The following is a 19,075-nucleotide window of genomic DNA, read 5'->3' on the forward strand; positions in this document are numbered from 1 at the left end:
TGTATTTTTGAAATGTAAATGAATGGATATGAGAATAAGTATTGCAGTATTGATTTTGTGTGTAATGGTTTCTTGCGGACAAGAAAAAAAGTATCATGATGCCAAACCTAACATTGAATCAATAACAAAGTCAGATAAGCTAGCTGATATTTTGCTGTTTCAAGAAGAGCTGAACGCTGAGTTCAAAAACCCTGAATCTTCACCGTTGCCCGATAGGTTTAGAATTGATTTTGAGTCTTTAGAGTTTTTTGAGCCAGATACCAACTACATAGTAGAAGCGGAGCTTGTAAGAACGCCAGAAGCTTTACCATTTTCAATGCCAACAACAACAGGTAGAGAATCAACGGAGGTGGTTTACGGTATTGCTAAATTTACCTTGAATGGAAAAGATCATAAATTGGAAATTTATCAATCGCCGGAGCTAATAACGCAAGCCGAATATGAAGATTATTTGTTTTTGCCTTTTACAGATAATACAAACGGAGAAGAAACGTATGGCGGTGGTAGGTATTTAGATTTAAGAATACCAAAGGGCAATAAGATAATTTTGAACTTCAATAAAGCCTATAATCCTTATTGCGCTTATAATAAAAAATTTAGTTGTCCAATTGTTCCTAAGGTCAATAATTTGGATACAGAAATTAAAGTAGGGGTGAAAGCCTTTGAGCATTAATGGGAAAATAAAAAACCTCGGCAGGTATTGCCGAGGTTTTAAAACTTAAACTATAAAATCAACCATTAATTATATCAACAACTTAGAAAGAGTATACGGCTGCTACTAAGAAAGAAGATAAGCTTTTAGAAGCTGCGCCGTCTGCATCAAAGTAAGGCTCAACATCACTACCCCAAGAATCTAATCTGATTTCTGGTTTAATGGTTAAGTTCTCTACTGTATAGCTCCCTGTTAAAGTTAATCCTAATACGTTAGGGTTATCTATAGCTGGGTCATCTAAATCAATTGCGAAATATTCACCTCTTAAACCTATAGAGAAGTCGTCTGATGTAGCGTATTGTGGGTATAGTGCTACACCTGAGAATCCTGCACCATCGTTATCAGCATATGCTGCATTTATCCCTAAGAAGAAATCTTCTGAAAGATCAAAACCACCTGTATAATCAATTTCAAAACCTAAAGCCTCACCACCATCGTAGTAGAAGTTAAGGTACTGACCTGAATAACCCAATTGAGCTCCAGCAGAATATGCGCCAGTTAAGTTATTGTTGGTATCAGTTACGTTCATAATAGCTAACATTAAACTGAAATCATCAGATAAAGCAAAATCAGCCTTTAAACCTACATGAGAAAAAGGTCCGCTAGAGAACAAGTAAGATGTGCTGTAGTTAAAGTTACCTACCGGAGAAATTACTTCGTATCCTAAGTATGTATTAAATCTACCCATTGTTAATGTAGTAGCATCAGATACATTCCAGTAAGCATATAATTGATTTAGGTTATAACCACCCACAGCATCTTCGCCTCTAGGGCCAAATACAACATCTGCAACTACACCGGTTTTTTCGCCTTCGTAAGCGGCAACTATATTGGCCATACCCAATGCAAACCCTAATTCGTTGGCAAATGAGCTACCGAATGATTGAGGGGTAGCATCAGAAGCACTTAAATTTGTTTGGTAATAAGCATCTACAGAACCACTAATGCTTATTTTTTTCTCTTCCTCTTCTTGAGCTACTACACCTGCAGCTGCAAAAAGCATAAGACCTGATGCGAAAATATTTTTTACGTACTTTGTATTTATAATCGTTTTCATAAGTTTTGATTTAATCCCAAATGGGATGAATTAATTTTGAGAAATTTATTTATTGAAAAGGTTATGTAACGGAGCGTTCTGCAAAACGCTCCGTATTTTTTTAGTGTTGGTTCATTCTGAAATCAGCATAAGCATCCATTCCGTGCTCATGAAGATCTAAACCTTCAACTTCTTCTTCTTTAGAAACTCTAAGACCAATAGTTGCTTTAAGTACTCCTAAAATAATACCAGAGGTAACTATACAGAACCCACCTACGATCAATACACCGTATAATTGTGTCATGAACTGAGCTCCACTAGCCATGCTACCGAAGATACCTACAACCAATGTTCCCCAGATACCACAGATCAAGTGAACTGCTACAGCACCTACAGGGTCATCTAATTTTAATTTGTCTACCAAGGCAACACCACCTACAATGATAATACCGGCAATGAATCCAATGATTACAGCTTCATTTGGTGACATTAAATCCGCTCCTGCGGTAATACCTACCAATCCACCAAGAATACCGTTTAAGAACATAGTTAAATCCAAGTTCTTATAAAGAATAGTAGAGGTGATCATTGCTCCAAATCCACCAGCGGCTGCAGCCAAACTTGTAGTAACCAATACTAAAGATGTCAATTCTGGATCTGCGGATAATACTGAACCGCCGTTAAACCCAAACCATCCTAACCATAATATCAATACACCTGCGGTAGCCATTGGTATGCTGTGACCCGGTATAGCGTTTGGCTTACCATCTTTACCGAATTTTCCAATTCTAGAACCTAAAAGGTATATTGCAACTAAAGCTGCCCATCCACCTACTGAGTGTACTAAAGTAGAACCTGCAAAATCATAGAATCCCCATGAATCCAGGAATCCGCCTCCCCATTTCCAAGCACCTACTATAGGGTATACCAAACCAACATAGATTACTGTAAATATCATGAAAGCTCCAATTTTCATACGTTCTGCTACTGCACCAGATACAATAGTAGCCGCTGTTGCTGCGAACATTCCTTGGAAAAGAAAATCTGTCCACCATGTGTAGCCGCCATCTGCATAGTCAGGTGTCATACCGCCTTCAGGGGCATCAATACCAAAACCTGCAAATTTTAATAAGCCCATATCTCCGTCTTCAAAGCCTGGGTACATTAAGTTGAATCCCCATGCATAATAAAGAAGTAAACCACCTGTAATAATGAAGATATTCTTAAATAATATGTTGATTGTGTTCTTTTGTCTTGTTAAGCCAATTTCTAAAAAGGCAAAACCTGTATGCATGAAGAATACCAATGCGGTAGCCAACATCATCCATACGTTATTTGCTGTAAATAATCCTGCGTCCATTTCGTTTAGTTTTTTAGTTAGTTATTTTATTTAGTTAATACCGGCTAAACCGTCTTCTTTGGTTCTTATTCTATATGCTTGAAGGACTTCAGATACAAATATTTTACCGTCACCTACATTACCGGAGTAAGCTGCCTCTAGTATTTTATTAACTGTTTTTTCTAGAAAGTCATCTGATACTACAATGGTTAGGTACCTGCGTTGTATATCAGTAGTACTGTAAGAGATACCACGGTAAACGTGACCTTCTTTTTCATTACCTACACCTGTTACATCCCAGTAACTGAAGAAATTTACTTCAATACTGTGCAACGCTTCTTTGACATCGTCAAACTTTGATTTTCTAATAATTGCCTCGATTTTTTTCATTTGAATAAGTTTTTGATATTGCCAAATATATGTTAAAAACATTGTTACCCTAAAAATATTAGGGGTTCATGCGTAATTTTTACGAGTATCTTAATATATACCCTATAAATTTTAGGGTAATGTTATTTATGGTTAAATATTTTGACGATATCTAGAAATGGAATTGATAAAATTAACCTGTGTGTAGAATAATCGTCAGAAAAACGAGAGATTATCTAACGATTGTTTAAAAAATGAGCAAATACCTAAAAAAATGAACAAAAATAAAATAGTGCTTAGTGAATGTTAATTCTATAACATTTTGCAAATCCAAAGACCTAATGAGATGGCTAAGACACCAATAACGACACTTAACCCCATATATAATGAAGTTTGAAGTAGAGGAGATTCTTTTAAAAGGATATTGCTTTCTAAAGCAAATGTAGAGAAAGTGGTAAAGCCTCCGCAAAATCCGGTGGCTAATAATAAAGTCTGATTTTCAGAAATGTAATTGTTCTTTAAGGAGAGTCCTATAAGTATACCTATTATTAGACAACCAATTACGTTGACAAGAAAAGTACCTAAATAGAAATTTGAATAGTAGGCGTTAAGGTTTTTAGATATAATATATCTTAATATACTACCGAACCCCCCACCTAAAAAAACCAGTATAAATTGTTTCATACCTTATAAAGGTAAAAACTAAACGGCTTTCTTGTAGCTGGTTGTAAGTAAATCTAATGGGTAAATAACAGAAGTTGGTTGTTTGGATAGCTTTTGAGAAGAAGTTTTCGTTTTTTGAGAAACACTTATTAAGCTAACTACGACCAAGGCAACGTTAATACCTACTAATACTAAAAAAATTGTAAGAAATGTCATCATAATTTATTACACCTTTATAGATGAATAACGCAAAATTACGGTATTTGGTATATTAAACGAGGATATTGACCGTTTTGTTGTGAAAACGTTAATTTTTGTGGTGTAGGAAAAAAATTAACTATTCCTTTAGGAAAAACTTTATAAATAGTAGTAAAATCAAGAAAAGTGCAAAGGATATGCCAATCCATTTAACACCTTTAAAATTTTTACGATGAAAATCAAGGTCTTTTTTGTAAGAAATAATGATTATGATCGTAAAAACCACGGCAAAAGCGATTGCAAAAATGATTTGTCCGGTGCTAAACATATTTTATATTTTTACGCAAAGCTAACCTAAAACGGTAAAATAAAAATGAAAAACAAAATCAATGCAGTAAAGGAATTTCATAATTCTTTTGGTCTAGGTGTTTCTGAGGAAATGATTGCTGATTTAGGACCAGCCAAGAATATGTTGCGCTTTAATTTAATGGACGAAGAGAATAAGGAGTATTTAGAGGCTGCCCAAAATAATGATTTGGTAGAAGTTGCCGACGCTCTAGGAGATATGTTGTACATATTGTGTGGTACAATTCTAGAACATGGCATGCAATACAAAATTGAAGAGGTGTTCAATGAAATACAGCGTAGTAATATGAGTAAGTTGGGTGAAGATGGTAAGCCAATTTACCGGGAAGATGGTAAGGTTTTAAAAGGCCCTAACTATTTTAAACCTAATATTAATGAAATATTGAGTAAATAAAAAAGGGGGCAATTTGCCCCCTTTTTATTATGAATTAATTTTTTAAGCTTTCACTTTAAAGCGCCATCCAAACTTGTCCTCAGACTTGTTGTACTGGATATCAGTAATGATTTTCTTTAATTGCTGACCATAACTATTATCTAATTCTGGGAGATCATAATCTGTATCTCTAAAACCAAATCCAGCAATTGGTGATATTACTGCAGCAGTACCTGCACCGAACATTTCTTTTAATGAACCGTCTTTAGCTGCTTCAACAACTTCTTTTACAGTAATTTTTCTTACCTCGGTCTTTATACCTTGGTCTTTGGCAATTTCTAAAATACTCTTTCTTGTTATACCATCTAAAATACGATCACTTGTAGGTGCGGTCAATAAAGTGTCGTTTATTCTAATGAAAATATTCATTGCACCAGCCTCTTCTATATATTCGTGAGTGGTGTCATCTGTCCAGATTACCTGATTGTATCCTTTTTCAATGGCCAATTGGGTTGGGTAAAATTGCCCTGCATAGTTTCCACCTGCTTTTGCGAAACCAACACCTCCATTAGCTGATCTTGAATATTTTTCTTCGATAAGAACTTTTACTTTACCTGAAAAATATGCCCCAGAAGGAGCACAGGCAATAATAAACTTATATTCATTTGCAGGTGAAGCATGAAATCCGTTGCCAGAAGCGAACATAAAAGGTCTAATGTATAAAGAACCTCCTTCTTTTGTTGGTATAAATTCTTTATCCAAGTTTAACAGTGTAGTTAAACCTTCCATGAAATAGTCTTCGGGAATCTGCGGTATGCACATTCTCTCTGCAGAAATATTTAAGCGTTTAAAGTTGTCTAACGGTCTAAATAAAAAGACATCGTCATTTTTGTCCTTATATGCTTTCATACCTTCGAATATAGATTGTCCGTAATGGAAAATTTTAGAAGAAGGGTCAAGTGTTATAGGTTGGTATGGAGTTATTGTAGGTGTTTCCCATGCTCCGTTCTTATATGTGCAGACCAACATATGGTCAGTAAATACAGAACCAAAGGTTAAATTGTCAAAATCAACTTGGTCAATTTTTGAAGTTTTAACTTTTTCTACTATGATATCTTTCGTTTCAATACTCATGAAATACGTAACTTTAGTTGATTAAAATTAAACAAATATCCATAGTAGCACTTCTTTTTTTATTTAAAATTGATCAGTTTTGCAGGGATATCAACATTTTTGAGATTTATGAAAGGATTTAACATATTACTTGTCTTTTTATTTGGCATTTTTTCATGTTTTGGCCAACAAAATGATGCAAATACTTCATCAAAGTTTTACGGTGAAGAGTTTACTGTCACTACATTGAGTGAAAAAGATGAAGTTATAAGGCAATTTGCCACCATGCCTGTTTCAGATTCTATACAGCTACAATTTAAAACCAAGGTAAAAGAAGTGTGCAAAGTTAAAGGCTGTTGGATGACCGTTGAGCTAGCTGATGGAAACCAAGCTATGGTACGTTTTAAAGATTACGGTTTTTTTATGCCAGCCGATATTTTAGAAAAAGAAGTGGTATTGAATGGTTTGGCATTCGTTGAGGAAATGAGTGTTGATGATCAAAAACATTATGCTAAAGATGGCGGAAAAACGGCTCAAGAGATAGCACAAATAACATCTCCAAAAAGAACTTACAGTTTTGAGGCTTCTGGAGTATTAGTTCCAAATTAATTGAAAAGGGAAATTATTACAACGGCTGATGGTTCTACGACCATTCAAATAAAAGATTGGCAAGAACAGTATCATTCAAAACACGGTGCTATTCAAGAGGCTTATCATGTATTTATACACTCTGGATTAGACTTATTTGAAAATACAACGGTAGATATTTTGGAAATTGGATTTGGTACCGGTTTAAATGCACTGATTACTTTAATTGAATTCAAAAAAAGAAACCTAAAGATTAATTATACTGGTGTAGAGGCGTATCCTGTTTCTAAAGATGAACTTGGTCAGCTAAACTATTTAGAGCAGTTGAAATCAAATTCCTTGAAAGATGAATTTGCTACAATGCACACATCTCCATGGGAAAAGTTGGTTGAGGTAACCGCAGACTTCAGGCTAATAAAGGAACAAAAATTCTTCAAGGATATTAGTAAAAGCAATGCTTTTGATTTGGTTTATTTTGATGCATTTGGAGCTAGGGTGCAACCGGAATTGTGGACGGTTGAAATCTTTGAAATTATGTTCAAAGCAATGAAAAGTGGTGGCTATTTGGTTACATATGCAGCAAAAGGCAGTGTAAGAAGAGCCATGCTTGAAGTTGGTTTTTTGGTAGAAAGGTTACCTGGACCTCCCGGTAAAAGAGAAATGTTAAGGGCAAAAAAACAATAATTTATATGGTGTTAGTAAAACTTTAACGCCTTTAAATTCAATAGGTTCTGCATTTATGTTAAATCGAAATTAAATTGCATATCAGCGAGCATCAAAAGCAATATCTTTATTCCATGAAAGTATTGATTACAGGTGCAACGGGTTTAGTAGGTAGCGAGTTGGTATCTCAATGCCATGAAAAAGGTTATGCCGTTAATTACCTAACTACTCGAAAAAATAAAATTGTTTCAAAACAAAACTATCAGGGCTATTTCTGGGATCCTACTACAGGTGAAATAGATGCCAACTGCTTAGATGGTGTTTCTGCCATTATCAATTTAGCAGGGTCAAGTATCTCTAAAAGGTGGACAAATAGTTATAAGAAAGAAATTATTGACAGTAGGGTCAATACCTTAGAACTTCTTAGGAAAACATTATTGGAGCGTGAAGGCCATACGGTAAAATTCTTGGTGTCCGCATCCGCTATAGGTATTTATCAAGATTCTTTAAGTCATTATTATACGGAAGATAATACTAATGTTGATGATAGTTTTTTAGGAGAAGTGGTTAGCCTTTGGGAGAAAAAGGCGAACGAATTTAAATCTCTTGGACTAACGGTTGCTAAAGTTAGAATTGGTTTGGTGTTGTCTAAAGATGGCGGTGCATTGCCAGAAATGGCAAAACCGGTTAAATATTATGTGGGTTCGGCATTTGGAACAGGAGAGCAGTGGCAGTCTTGGATTCATATTGCAGATTTGGCAGGTATTTTTATACATATTATAAAGTATAGGTTAAAGGGTGTATATAACGGAGTGGCACCCAACCCGGTGACCAATGCCAAGATGATCAAAGAAATAGCAAAGGCTTTGGATCAACCTTTGTTTATGCCAAATGTGCCCAAGTTTGTAATGTACACCGTGTTAGGTAAAATGGCGTATATATTATTCGCTAGTCAGCGGGTTAGTAGTAAAAAAATTGAAGAAGAAGGTTTTGTGTTTAATTATGTGAATATATGTCAAGCGCTAGGTGCAATATATGATAGTGGTACTAAGTGTGTAGATGATAAAAGTAATGTGACAAAGCAATTTGTTTCTTAAATAAAATAGTTTCTTACCTAGATAGATAATCCGCTTTTGGCGGATTTTTTTTTATTCTTTTGTGACATTTTGACATTTTTAAAGAATTGGCAGTACTTTTGCCTGCTTTTAAACAGCGATTTAAATTACAATTAATTATGAGTGATAAAGAAAACACTTTGGACGAAGAATTCTTGGAAGATGAGCTTTTAGAGGGCGAAACACAAGAACAAAAGGCAGGAGATGAAAAGGAAAATGTAGAGGAAGAAAAGTCTGTTGAAGAGACGCTAAGTGAAGAACTTGCAAAAGAAAAGGATAAGTTTTTAAGATTGTTTGCTGAATTTGAAAATTATAAAAGACGTACTTCTAAAGAACGTATGGAGCTTTTTAAAACGGCAGGTCAAGAAGTCATAGTTTCATTATTACCTGTGTTGGATGATTTTGATAGAGCTATGAAAGAGTTGGCTAAATCTGACGATAAAGAGGTTTTCAAAGGAGTAGAGTTAATAAATGTCAAGTTTAGAGAGACCTTGAAAGCTAAAGGTTTAGAGATGGTTGAAGTTAATGCAGGTGATGTTTTTGATGCAGAGATTCATGAGGCCATTACTCAAATACCTGCTCCGGACAAAAAGATGAAAGGAAAGGTTATTGACGTCATCGAAAAAGGGTTTAAGTTAGGTGACCGTATTATTAGGCATCCAAAAGTAGTAGTAGGAAATTAAATAATTGGAATGAAGGAAGATTATTATGAAGTATTGGGCATTAGTAAAAACGCTACTGCTGCAGAGATAAAGAAAGCTTATCGTAAAAAAGCATTACAGTATCACCCGGATAAAAATCCTGGTGACAGTTCTGCCGAAGAGAAGTTTAAAAAATCTGCCGAAGCTTATGAAGTGCTTAGCGATGCAGATAAGAAAGCGCGTTATGATCAATTTGGTCATGCAGCTTTTGAAGGTGGTGCCGGCGGTTTTGGCGGTGGCGGCATGAATATGGATGATATCTTCAGCCAATTTGGTGATATTTTCGGTGGTGCTTTTGGTGGCGGCGGCTTTGGTGGATTTGGCGGCGGTGGCGGTCAAAGAAGGGTAAAAGGGAGTAACCTCCGTATTAGGGTTTCCTTGACCTTGGAAGAAGTTGCCAATGGTGTTGAGAAGAAAGTTAAAGTAAAGAGAAAAGTACAGGCAGAAGGTGTTACTTACAAAACATGTTCTACGTGTAATGGAAGAGGTCAGGTGACCAAAATTCAAAATACCATACTTGGTAGAATGCAAACAGCTGCAGTTTGTAGTACTTGTGGCGGTAGTGGACAGATTTTGGATGGTAAACCTGGTGATGCCGATGCACAGGGATTAAAGGTAGTTGAAGAAACAGTATCTATTAATATTCCGGCAGGTGTAGAAGAAGGTATGCAGTTGAAGGTTCCTAACAAAGGTAACGATGCTCCTGGTAACGGGGTGCCGGGAGACCTGTTAGTGGCTATAGAAACACAAGAGCATAGTACATTAAAAAGAGAAGGTGATAATTTGCATTATGATCTTTATGTAAGCATCTCTGATGCGGTTTTAGGTACATCTAAAGAAATAGATTCAGTTGGTGGAAAGGTTCGTATTAAATTAGAGCCAGGAATACAATCAGGTAAAATATTGAGATTACGAGGTAAAGGTATTACTAGCTTAAACGGATATGGAGCTGGTGATATATTGGTTCATGTTAATGTGTGGACACCTAAAGAATTGAATAAAGAGCAAAAAGAGTTCTTTGAAAAAATGCAAGGCAATGATAATTTTGAGCCTAGACCGGAGAAATCTGATAAGTCATTTTTTGAAAAAGTGAAAGATATGTTCTCTTAATTTCTAAATATTTGGTTATTAAATAAAAAACGTATATTTGAGATAATATTGGGCGACCAATATTAATTTTCTTTTTCATAGCAATTTTTTTCCCATCCTTGATTTATTAAGGGTGGGTTTTGCTTTTTAGGGCACTTCGTTTTATGCTTATCTCTACTGTAATTGGTTTGGTATAAAGGAATCATAAAGAGTATAGCAGGTCAAAACAATTCAATATCTTTGTAGAAATTGAGTACATGAGTCACATTTTGGTAGCTAATGATGTCACCAAACAGTTTGGGAGCCATACGGCATTAAAAAACGTTTCCCTAGAAATTCCTAAGAATAGTATTTACGGTTTATTGGGGCCAAATGGTGCTGGTAAGACTACATTGATACGTATTATTAATCAGATTACTTTTCCTGACCAGGGTAAGGTATATTTTGACGGCGAGCTGTTAAAAATCGAGCATATTGCACAGATTGGGTATCTGCCCGAAGAGCGAGGACTGTACAAGAGTATGAAGGTTGGCGAGCAGGCATTGTATTTAGCTCAATTAAAGGGACTGTCAAAAGCTGAGGCAAAAAAGCGGCTTAAGTATTGGTTTGAAAGACTGGAGATAGGTGATTGGTGGAACAAAAAGATTCAGGAGCTTTCTAAGGGTATGGCCCAAAAAATTCAATTTGTTGTTACGGTACTTCATGAGCCCAAATTATTGATTTTTGACGAGCCTTTTAGTGGCTTTGACCCTATCAACGCCAATATCATTAAAGAGCAAATCCTAAGCTTAAAGGATAAAGGTACTTCTATTATATTTTCAACACATAGAATGGAATCTGTAGAAGAATTATGTGAGCATATTGCCTTAATTCATAAATCCGAAAAAATACTTGACGGTAAATTATCCGATATTAAAAAAGCATATAAAAACAATATTTTTAAAATTGGTTTGCAAACGGATAATCAAGAATTGTTGATGAACGAGATGAAAAGTAAATTTCAGATTCTTGACCATCAATATAATGTTCTGGAAAATCAGTTGAATTTAGAGGTGCAATTACCTTCAAATGAGTCTAGGGAGATTCTATCATTTCTAGGGTCAAGGGCAAATGTTAATGAGTTTAAGGAGACGATACCTTCTGCAAACGATATTTTTATTAAAACTATTCAAAACAAAAATATCGCTCATGAATAAATTACCTCTAATTATTAAAAGAGAATACATAGCCAAAGTTCGCAATAAGTCTTTTGTGGTTATGACCTTTTTGAGCCCTTTTCTAATGGTAGGTATGATATTGTTGATTGCATATTTAACGCAATTAAATGACAATGATAAAAAGGTAATAGGTGTATTGAACGAGAGCGAATATTTTGCAAATGAATTTGTAACATCAGAAGCTACATCATACATCAACTTTAACAACATCTCACTAGCACAGGCAAAAGACTCTACATTAAGTTTGGGTTTTTACGGTCTTATTTATTTGCCTAACGAATCTAGTTTGGAGAAGGTGGCAAAAAGAGCTTTTTTTTATAGCCAAGATGCTCCTAGCTCTACCATACTAGAAAAATTAGAATCTTCCATTAATAGCAGATTAAGGCAAGAAAGATTGCGTGAGTTGGGTGTGTCTCCCAAAGAATATGCTGAAATGGATCGCGATTATGCCATCAATATTGAAACTTTTGATGGTACACAGAACGTAAAAGGTATCAATGAGATAAAGGCCATAATAGGTGGGGCGTTCGGTTACCTTATAATGATGTTCATTATTATATATGGTGGGTTTGTTATGCGCAGCGTTATTGAGGAAAAAACCAGTAGAATAATTGAGGTCATTATTTCATCAGTGAAACCTTTTCATTTAATGATGGGTAAAATAATTGGTACCTCGTTAGCGGGTATTACGCAATTTGGAATTTGGATTATCTCTGGCGGAATATTATTGATAGTTGGTTTGGCTATTTTTGATATTGATCCTGCGAGCTTAACCAAAGGTGGTGGTGTTGCTCCAGGTATGGTGAACGGGGCAAATGTAGATGTAGATGCCCTTACACAAAATGTACAGTTATATGCCCAAGAAATTTTTGAGATTCCGATCATAGCAATGCTAGTGTTTTTTATAATTTATTTTGTTCTGGGTTATTTAATTTATAGTTCTATCTATGCAGCAATTGGCGCTGCGGTAGATAATGAGACCGATACACAGCAATTCATTTTCCCGGTAATACTTCCGTTAATGCTAGCTATTTACGTTGGCTTCTTTTCGGTTTTCAGTAATCCTAACGGCCCAATAGCCGTTGCTTTTTCTCTTTTTCCGTTAACCTCGCCAATTGTTATGTTAATGCGTTTGCCTTGGGGTATAGGTGAGGGTGGTGTACCGTTATGGCAATTGATTACATCTATTTTAATTTTAATAGGTACATTTATAGGTATTGTTTGGGTGGCTGCAAAAATTTACCGAGTGGGAATTTTAATGTACGGTAAAAAACCTACTTATAAAGAATTGTATAAATGGCTTAAATACTCGTCATAATGCAGGAGGGTACAGAGAAAATAAAGGAAATAATAGAAGATGATGTTTGGGGAACCATTAAAAAATTCTTGGACCTAGGCTATCAATTTGGTGATGGTGAAAAATCCATACATATTACTGTAGGTCTTCTGTTATTGCTTACGGTAGCTTTTTTACTTACTAGTACGGTTTTACAAGCAATTCGTAGATTTTTTACCAGAAAAATGGAAATGGATGATAAGCTGAAGTTTATCAGTATTTTCAAGTTTATTAAATATCTGGTCTACGTTGTAGTGATTCTTTTTACCATGAGCGCTGCAGGTATAGATATTACCATTTTAATTACGGCATCCGCTGCGTTATTCGTCGGACTTGGACTGGCTTTACAAGAAATTTTTCAGGATATTATTGGTGGTATTTTTATCATTGTAGACAAGTCTTTAAGAGTTGGGGATATCATTGAAATTGACAATAAAGTCGGTAAGGTATTTGAAATTAAATTGCGCACCACAAGGGCAATTACCAGAGATGATAAGGTGATCATAATTCCCAATCACAAATTTATTAGTGATATAGTGTACAACTATACTCAAAACCATAAAACTACACGAGAGTTGGTACGTGTTGGTGTAGCTTACGGTAGTGATATTGATTTAGTGAAAAAAATATTATTGGATGTTATCAAAGGGCAAAGAAGCATATTAAAAAGCCCAAAACCATTTGTTATTTTTGAAGATTTTGGTGATTCGGCGCTAGTTTTTGCTGTTAATTTTTACATTACCGATAGCTTTACAGATCCCAAAATAAAGAGTGAAGTAAGGTATAAAATAGATGCTGAATTCAGAAAGCATAATATTTCTATTCCTTTTCCGCAAAGAGATATTCATTTGTATCAACAGGCACCTTTTCAACACAGCAATGTATCAAATACAAATAGTGATGATAAAGCATAAGTATGCTTGCCTGGTAATTCTGTTTTTAATGATGTTTGTTGTTGAGCCCTTTTATTCTCAAACGCCAGATGTGTTAAGGTTAGAGTATATGTTGATGCCGGAAAATAGCGGTGAGGTAGAGACTTCACGTATAAAATTGGTGCTCAACGTTCCCTTTGCGGTCCGTGATAAAAAAGATTACGTAGTGTTGGGGGCTGAATATAACAGATATAATTTTGAGGTTCCGGATGATTTATTTCCGGATGCTGGCGATTTAAGCAAGTTCCACGTGTTGGATGTAAATTTTGCTTATTTATATAAATTAAGTGAAAAGTGGAATCTAATAGGTGTTGTAACACCAAGGTGGTCATCTAATTTTGTTGAAGAACTACAAGAAGATGACTTTAACATGAACTACACGGTTGGGGCATATAAAAACGTAAAGGATGTAGAAAAGCCATATATGTTGGTTTTAGGAATTTCATATAATGGCACTTCTCCTATAGACGTTCCGTTGCCTTTTGTGTATTATGAAAAAAGGTTCCACCCCAATTGGTCTTATGTATTGGGAGCACCAAAATCAGGGATGAAATATTTTACCAAGAAAGGTCATTTTTTTCAAACCGAAGTATTTTTAGATGGATATTATGTCAATATTCAAAACGATATTTTATTGTCTGGTAACAATTTATCTACTGATGTGTCTTCAACGGCATTATTATTGACATTAGGTTATCAGTATAAAATAACTAAAGATATGTCCGTCTACTTTATAGGTGGTAGATCTATTTATCAGAATAGTGCATTAAGAAACGAAGAAAGAGAAGATATTTTCACGTTGAACGATGCAGCCGGACTTTACTTTAGAACAGGAATTAGAATAGGAATTTAAAAAGCAGTTATGTCAAAAATATTAGTAATAGAGGATGAAGCGGCAATTAGAAGGGTGTTGGTTAAAATTTTATCTGAAGAAAGCGACTCTTATTCAGTAGAGGAGGCCGAAGACGGATTAAAAGGATTGGAAACTATAAAGAACAACGACTATGATTTGGTGCTTTGCGATATTAAAATGCCAAAAATGGATGGTGTAGAAGTATTGGAAGCGGCTAGAAAGATAAAACCGGAAATTCCGTTCATTATGATTTCTGGACATGGAGATTTAGATACTGCCGTAAATACTATGAGGTTAGGTGCTTTTGACTATATCTCAAAACCACCGGATTTAAATAGATTGCTTACCACCGTAAGAAATGCCTTGGATCGTAAGGTTTTGGTCGTTGAGAATAAAAACCTAAAGAAAAAGGTGAGTAAGAATTATGAGATGATCGGTGAAAGTAATGAGATAAACATTATAAAAGAGATCATTGAAAAAGTTGCGCCTACTGATGCGCGTGTTCTTATTACAGGTTCAAATGGTACGGGTAAAGAGCTTGTAGCTCATTGGTTACATGAGAAAAGCGCCAGGAGTTCATCACCTTTTATTGAAGTTAATTGTGCTGCAATACCATCAGAATTAATTGAAAGTGAGCTTTTTGGACATGTAAAAGGTGCTTTTACATCTGCTGTTAAAGATAGGGCAGGTAAGTTTGAGGCTGCCAATAAGGGAACTATTTTCCTAGATGAAATTGGTGATATGAGTTTGTCCGCTCAAGCCAAAGTGTTAAGGGCACTTCAAGAAAGTAAAATCTCTCGTGTAGGTACGGATAAGGATATAAAAGTAGATGTTCGTGTAGTGGCGGCAACGAATAAAGACTTGAAAAAGGAGATTGAAGAGGGTAATTTTAGAGAAGATCTATATCATAGACTAGCAGTGATATTGATTCAAGTGCCTAGTTTAAATGATAGAAGAGATGATATACCCTTGTTAATAGAACATTTCTCTAAGAAAATAGCTGAAGAGCAAGGTATGGCAGGTAAAACCTTCTCTAGTAAAGCTATTGATTTACTTAAGGCCTATGATTGGACCGGGAACATTCGTGAACTTAGAAATGTAGTTGAACGCCTAATAATTCTTGGTGGTCAACAAGTTTCAGAAGATGATGTAAAATTGTTCGCTAGTAAATAACCTTTTATTTAGCGGCAGAGCAATTACCAATTCTGTTCAAAGCGTCTTGGGTTATCTCTTTGGTACGTAAATTGTAATATTTACTTCCTTCTGTAATATTAGGTTTTAATAATTGAGCTTCGCATTCCTCATAAATTCTAGTAGCAAATGCGGTAGCCTCTTTACAATTTACACTTTCAACTACCTTGTTAAGTGAGAGTCTGTATTTCTCTAAAGAGATGTCTATAGTTTCAAAAAGGCTTTTACCTTTTTCTGGTGTTTTTTTAATGCTGGTATTTGAAGTAGATGTAGTCGTATTTACAGATAATTCATTGTTGGAATACATGCTGTCATGCGTATCGTGAGATTCCAATACCATAATAGTGTTATTGGTCAGTTCTATAGATTCATTTAAGTAGCTAATAGTGCCTTCTAGAGTTGTTGACCTTGTTGCTAGGGTAAGTACTTCTATATTCTCGTACATACTGGTTTTAGCAAATTTACAACCGCAAATATTCAGCTGTTCTTTAGATTTTTCCAAAGCATTCAAAGCCTTGTAGGCGTAAAATCTAGCTTGGCTGATGTCTTGTGTTTGTAGGGCGGCAGTTATTTGGGATTTTGCATAACCCATGTTTGAATTGGCATACTCACATTCCACATTGTTGGCAAATGTGGGAAAGGAGAATAGAACAATAGTGTAGAAAAAAATGATATTTTTCTTCATAAGTAGGTGTTTTTGGGTGTAAGAGTTGGGACCTTACAGGCATAAATTTATATGCTATACCCTATTGAAAATATTATTTTCGATACAATACCGTTCAATCACGTTAAACGGAAAGCTGTAAAATCAGTTTTAACAGTTTTCTAAATTATTAGTATTCGTAGGTTTAATATTTTATATTTCAGTATGAATAATATAAATATAGAGAAATATAAAGCAACTAAAGATTTTAAAATATCTGAAAATGAGACATTTGAAGATTTTGGTAAATCTGATAAAGAGTTAAAAAAAGACTTATATAAAGTTAGAAGAGAGCTTGGGGAGTTTCAAGATACTATTTACGCACATGGTAAGTATAGTATTTTAGTATGCCTACAAGGTATGGATACAGCAGGGAAAGATAGCCTTATTCGTGAGGTGTTCAAAGACTTTAACGTAAGTGGCGTAGAGGTTCATAGTTTTAAGGTGCCTACTGAATTGGAATTAAGTCATAATTACTTGTGGAGACATTACTTGGTCTTGCCTGCAAAGGGCAAATTTGGCGTTTTCAATAGAACCCATTATGAAAATGTTCTTGTCACTAGGGTACACCCAGAGTATATTTTAAATGAACATATTCCCGGTATACATACCGTAGAAGACATTGATCAAAAGTTTTGGGATAAAAGGTTTGAGCAAATTAATGATTTTGAAAGACATTTAGCTGAAAACGGTACATTGATATTTAAGTTTTTTCTAAATCTTTCAAAAGAAGAGCAAAGACAGCGTTTATTAAGAAGACTTGCTATCAAGGAAAAACATTGGAAGTTTTCTCCCGGAGACTTAAAGGAACGTAAATTGTGGTCTGTGTACCAAAAGTGCTATGAAGAGGCTATAAGTAAAACTACCCATGATCACGCACCATGGTTTGCAGTTCCTGCGGATAATAAAAAGGCAACCCGTGTAATTGTTGCAAATATTTTATTGCAATCGTTAAAAAAATACAAAGATATTAAAGAGCCTATGTTGAGCGAAAAAATAATGGCTAATTTAGACAGCTATGAAGAACAATTACAAAGTGAGCAGTAAGCTAGCTCTAATATGTATGATCGCTTTTATAGCTGTGGGTAAATCACAGAGTAAAGATGAGGTACAGATCAAAAAAATGTATGATTTAGCACTTACCGAAGGTAAAGGTTATGAGTGGTTAAATTATTTGTCTAACCAAATTGGAGGTAGATTGTCCGGGTCCGTGCAAGCTCAGCAAGGGGTTGGTTATACAAAGTCTCAGTTAGATTCTTTAGGTGTTGATCGGGTGTGGTTGCAACCTGTCTTGGTGCCAAAATGGGTTAGAGGAACTCCAGAATTTGCTTATTTTGAAACAACACCGGGTATAACTACAAATGTTGCCATTTGTGCATTGGGTGGCTCGGTGGCAACCCCGCCAAAGGGAATAAAAGCCAATATTATTGAAGTCGAGGGTGTTGAGCAGTTAACGACCTTGGGCAAGGATAAAATTGAAGGAAAAATCGTTTTTTTCAACAGACCAATGGACGCTACTGAAATTAATACGTTTACAGCGTATTCCAATTGTGTGGATCAGAGATATGCCGGGGCATTGGAGGCATCCAAATACGGAGCATTGGGGGTTATCGTACGTTCAATGAACTTAAGGTTGGATGATTTTCCGCATACGGGGTCTATGACCTATGGTGATCAGCCAGAGTCAGAGAGAATTCCTGCTGCAGCTATCAGTACCAATGCAGCGGAATTGTTGAGTACTTCCTTAAAATTGAATCCGGAAATTAATTTCTACTTCAAACAGAATTGTAAACAGTTCAAGGATGTAGAATCTTATAATGTAATTGCAGAAATAAAAGGTTCTGAAAAGCCAGAGGAAATTATTGTCGTAGGCGGTCATTTAGACTCGTGGGACTTAGGTGACGGTTCCCATGATGATGGTGCTGGCTGTGTACAAAGTATGGAGGTTTTAAATCTTTTCAAAAAAACAGGATACAAACCAAAACGTACTGTTAGGGTCGTTCTTTTTATGAATGAGGAAAACGGATTGCGAGGCGGTAATAAATATGCTGAGGTTGCTATCTCAAATAATGAAAAACACATTTTTGCTTTAGAAAGTGATTCGGGTGGGTTTACTCCTAGAGGTTTTACTTTTGATAGCTCTCAAGAGAATTTTGAAAAGGTCTTGAAATGGAAAAATTTGTTTGAACCTTATCTTGTACATTATTTTGAAAAAGGTTTTGCTGGTGCAGATATAGGACCTCTAAAAAAAGATGGTCTGGTAATGGCAGGTCTAAGACCTGATTCTCAACGTTATTTTGATCATCATCATGCAGAAAACGACACTTTTGAACATGTAAATAGACGAGAACTACAGTTGGGTGCGGCAACAATGGCAAGCTTAGTTTATTTGGTAGACGCTTATGGCTTTTAGTTTTAGGTTAGGGCTTGTGAAATTAAGGAAAGTGTAAATTTCAAAAATGATCGTCAAAGGTACAAACCGTTAAAATTCTTTACCTTTGCGGTTTACTAAAAAATA

Annotated in this window: 20 protein-coding genes; 14 read left to right on the forward strand and 6 right to left on the reverse strand. The window is 35.3% G+C overall.

The window, feature by feature from the left end; all coding sequences use genetic code 11:
- The first annotated feature begins 28 nt into the window (after positions 1 to 28).
- A complete protein-coding gene (locus YQ22_RS13145) occupies positions 29 to 673 on the forward strand; it encodes a DUF1684 domain-containing protein (protein WP_071342595.1) in 645 nt (214 codons plus the stop codon).
- 82 nt (positions 674 to 755) lie between these two features.
- Here the strand turns inward: YQ22_RS13145 and YQ22_RS13150 are convergent, their stop codons facing one another.
- From YQ22_RS13150 to crcB, 4 genes are all read right to left on the reverse strand, one after another.
- Positions 756 to 1,769, reverse strand: coding sequence for an outer membrane beta-barrel protein (locus YQ22_RS13150; protein WP_071341551.1), 1,014 nt, complete (start codon positions 1,767 to 1,769; stop codon positions 756 to 758).
- 100 nt (positions 1,770 to 1,869) lie between these two features.
- Complete coding sequence (locus tag YQ22_RS13155) at positions 1,870 to 3,108, reverse strand: ammonium transporter (protein ID WP_058103586.1); 1,239 nt, start codon at positions 3,106 to 3,108, stop codon at positions 1,870 to 1,872.
- 30 nt (positions 3,109 to 3,138) lie between these two features.
- On the reverse strand, positions 3,139 to 3,477 hold the full coding sequence (locus tag YQ22_RS13160) for a P-II family nitrogen regulator (RefSeq protein ID WP_058104293.1): 339 nt from the start codon (positions 3,475 to 3,477) through the stop codon (positions 3,139 to 3,141).
- 291 nt (positions 3,478 to 3,768) lie between these two features.
- On the reverse strand, positions 3,769 to 4,140 hold the full coding sequence (gene crcB, locus YQ22_RS13165; RefSeq protein ID WP_071341552.1) for a fluoride efflux transporter CrcB: 372 nt from the start codon (positions 4,138 to 4,140) through the stop codon (positions 3,769 to 3,771).
- 550 nt (positions 4,141 to 4,690) lie between these two features.
- Here crcB and YQ22_RS13180 point away from each other — a divergent pair.
- A complete protein-coding gene (locus YQ22_RS13180) occupies positions 4,691 to 5,077 on the forward strand; it encodes a nucleoside triphosphate pyrophosphohydrolase family protein (RefSeq protein WP_058103583.1) in 387 nt (128 codons plus the stop codon).
- 42 nt (positions 5,078 to 5,119) lie between these two features.
- Here YQ22_RS13180 and YQ22_RS13185 read toward each other — a convergent pair whose 3' ends face one another.
- Complete coding sequence (locus tag YQ22_RS13185) at positions 5,120 to 6,190, reverse strand: branched-chain amino acid aminotransferase (RefSeq protein WP_071341554.1); 1,071 nt, start codon at positions 6,188 to 6,190, stop codon at positions 5,120 to 5,122.
- Positions 6,191 to 6,298: 108 nt separating this feature from the next.
- Between YQ22_RS13185 and YQ22_RS13190 the strand changes: the two genes are divergently transcribed.
- From YQ22_RS13190 to YQ22_RS13235, 10 genes are all read left to right on the forward strand, one after another.
- Positions 6,299 to 6,778, forward strand: coding sequence for a DUF4920 domain-containing protein (locus YQ22_RS13190; RefSeq protein WP_071341555.1), 480 nt, complete (start codon positions 6,299 to 6,301; stop codon positions 6,776 to 6,778).
- A complete protein-coding gene (mnmD, locus tag YQ22_RS13195) occupies positions 6,779 to 7,441 on the forward strand; it encodes a tRNA (5-methylaminomethyl-2-thiouridine)(34)-methyltransferase MnmD (protein ID WP_071341556.1) in 663 nt (220 codons plus the stop codon).
- 113 nt (positions 7,442 to 7,554) lie between these two features.
- Positions 7,555 to 8,517, forward strand: coding sequence for a TIGR01777 family oxidoreductase (locus YQ22_RS13200; protein ID WP_071341557.1), 963 nt, complete (start codon positions 7,555 to 7,557; stop codon positions 8,515 to 8,517).
- A 137-nt stretch (positions 8,518 to 8,654) separates the two neighbouring features.
- Positions 8,655 to 9,218, forward strand: coding sequence for a nucleotide exchange factor GrpE (locus YQ22_RS13205; RefSeq protein WP_058103578.1), 564 nt, complete (start codon positions 8,655 to 8,657; stop codon positions 9,216 to 9,218).
- A gap of 9 nt (positions 9,219 to 9,227) precedes the next feature.
- A complete protein-coding gene (gene dnaJ, locus YQ22_RS13210; RefSeq protein WP_058103577.1) occupies positions 9,228 to 10,346 on the forward strand; it encodes a molecular chaperone DnaJ in 1,119 nt (372 codons plus the stop codon).
- A 236-nt stretch (positions 10,347 to 10,582) separates the two neighbouring features.
- A complete protein-coding gene (locus YQ22_RS13215; protein WP_071341558.1) occupies positions 10,583 to 11,521 on the forward strand; it encodes an ABC transporter ATP-binding protein in 939 nt (312 codons plus the stop codon).
- Positions 11,514 to 12,860 carry an ABC transporter permease gene (locus YQ22_RS13220; protein ID WP_071341559.1) on the forward strand — a complete coding sequence of 449 codons (1,347 nt, stop codon included), beginning with the start codon at positions 11,514 to 11,516 and terminating at the stop codon, positions 12,858 to 12,860. The genes YQ22_RS13215 and YQ22_RS13220 overlap by 8 nt, the downstream gene beginning before the upstream one ends.
- Positions 12,860 to 13,792 carry a mechanosensitive ion channel family protein gene (locus YQ22_RS13225; protein ID WP_071341560.1) on the forward strand — a complete coding sequence of 311 codons (933 nt, stop codon included), beginning with the start codon at positions 12,860 to 12,862 and terminating at the stop codon, positions 13,790 to 13,792. The genes YQ22_RS13220 and YQ22_RS13225 overlap by 1 nt, the downstream gene beginning before the upstream one ends.
- A complete protein-coding gene (locus tag YQ22_RS13230; protein WP_071342596.1) occupies positions 13,779 to 14,663 on the forward strand; it encodes a DUF6268 family outer membrane beta-barrel protein in 885 nt (294 codons plus the stop codon). The genes YQ22_RS13225 and YQ22_RS13230 overlap by 14 nt, the downstream gene beginning before the upstream one ends.
- A gap of 9 nt (positions 14,664 to 14,672) precedes the next feature.
- Positions 14,673 to 15,836, forward strand: coding sequence for a sigma-54-dependent transcriptional regulator (locus YQ22_RS13235; RefSeq protein ID WP_071341561.1), 1,164 nt, complete (start codon positions 14,673 to 14,675; stop codon positions 15,834 to 15,836).
- 4 nt (positions 15,837 to 15,840) lie between these two features.
- Here the strand turns inward: YQ22_RS13235 and YQ22_RS13240 are convergent, their stop codons facing one another.
- Positions 15,841 to 16,539, reverse strand: coding sequence for a hypothetical protein (locus tag YQ22_RS13240; RefSeq protein ID WP_071341562.1), 699 nt, complete (start codon positions 16,537 to 16,539; stop codon positions 15,841 to 15,843).
- Between the two features lie 183 nt (positions 16,540 to 16,722).
- Here YQ22_RS13240 and YQ22_RS13245 point away from each other — a divergent pair, with 183 nt between their 5' ends.
- Positions 16,723 to 17,604, forward strand: coding sequence for a PPK2 family polyphosphate kinase (locus YQ22_RS13245; protein WP_071341563.1), 882 nt, complete (start codon positions 16,723 to 16,725; stop codon positions 17,602 to 17,604).
- On the forward strand, positions 17,576 to 18,970 hold the full coding sequence (locus YQ22_RS13250; RefSeq protein WP_071341564.1) for a M28 family peptidase: 1,395 nt from the start codon (positions 17,576 to 17,578) through the stop codon (positions 18,968 to 18,970). The genes YQ22_RS13245 and YQ22_RS13250 overlap by 29 nt, the downstream gene beginning before the upstream one ends.
- Positions 18,971 to 19,075 lie beyond the last annotated feature (105 nt).

It is taken from the genome of Maribacter sp. 1_2014MBL_MicDiv (genome assembly GCF_001865655.1).
Classification (GTDB): domain Bacteria; phylum Bacteroidota; class Bacteroidia; order Flavobacteriales; family Flavobacteriaceae; genus Maribacter; species Maribacter dokdonensis.

Bases quoted from the DNA above. Each gene is read 5' to 3' on its own strand.
- crcB (WP_071341552.1), bottom strand. From the start codon at position 4,140: ATGAAACAATTTATACTGGTTTTTTTAGGTGGGGGGTTCGGTAGTATA.
- YQ22_RS13200 (WP_071341557.1), top strand. From the start codon at position 7,555: ATGAAAGTATTGATTACAGGTGCAACGGGTTTAGTAGGTAGCGAGTTG.
- YQ22_RS13240 (WP_071341562.1), bottom strand. From the start codon at position 16,539: ATGAAGAAAAATATCATTTTTTTCTACACTATTGTTCTATTCTCCTTT.
- YQ22_RS13180 (WP_058103583.1), top strand. From the start codon at position 4,691: ATGAAAAACAAAATCAATGCAGTAAAGGAATTTCATAATTCTTTTGGT.
- YQ22_RS13145 (WP_071342595.1), top strand. From the start codon at position 29: ATGAGAATAAGTATTGCAGTATTGATTTTGTGTGTAATGGTTTCTTGC.
- YQ22_RS13230 (WP_071342596.1), top strand. From the start codon at position 13,779: ATGATAAAGCATAAGTATGCTTGCCTGGTAATTCTGTTTTTAATGATG.
- YQ22_RS13250 (WP_071341564.1), top strand. From the start codon at position 17,576: ATGAAGAACAATTACAAAGTGAGCAGTAAGCTAGCTCTAATATGTATG.
- YQ22_RS13220 (WP_071341559.1), top strand. From the start codon at position 11,514: ATGAATAAATTACCTCTAATTATTAAAAGAGAATACATAGCCAAAGTT.
- YQ22_RS13160 (WP_058104293.1), bottom strand. From the start codon at position 3,477: ATGAAAAAAATCGAGGCAATTATTAGAAAATCAAAGTTTGACGATGTC.
- YQ22_RS13185 (WP_071341554.1), bottom strand. From the start codon at position 6,190: ATGAGTATTGAAACGAAAGATATCATAGTAGAAAAAGTTAAAACTTCA.
- YQ22_RS13205 (WP_058103578.1), top strand. From the start codon at position 8,655: ATGAGTGATAAAGAAAACACTTTGGACGAAGAATTCTTGGAAGATGAG.
- YQ22_RS13215 (WP_071341558.1), top strand. From the start codon at position 10,583: ATGAGTCACATTTTGGTAGCTAATGATGTCACCAAACAGTTTGGGAGC.
- YQ22_RS13190 (WP_071341555.1), top strand. From the start codon at position 6,299: ATGAAAGGATTTAACATATTACTTGTCTTTTTATTTGGCATTTTTTCA.
- YQ22_RS13235 (WP_071341561.1), top strand. From the start codon at position 14,673: ATGTCAAAAATATTAGTAATAGAGGATGAAGCGGCAATTAGAAGGGTG.
- dnaJ (WP_058103577.1), top strand. From the start codon at position 9,228: ATGAAGGAAGATTATTATGAAGTATTGGGCATTAGTAAAAACGCTACT.
- YQ22_RS13155 (WP_058103586.1), bottom strand. From the start codon at position 3,108: ATGGACGCAGGATTATTTACAGCAAATAACGTATGGATGATGTTGGCT.
- YQ22_RS13245 (WP_071341563.1), top strand. From the start codon at position 16,723: ATGAATAATATAAATATAGAGAAATATAAAGCAACTAAAGATTTTAAA.
- YQ22_RS13225 (WP_071341560.1), top strand. From the start codon at position 12,860: ATGCAGGAGGGTACAGAGAAAATAAAGGAAATAATAGAAGATGATGTT.
- YQ22_RS13150 (WP_071341551.1), bottom strand. From the start codon at position 1,769: ATGAAAACGATTATAAATACAAAGTACGTAAAAAATATTTTCGCATCA.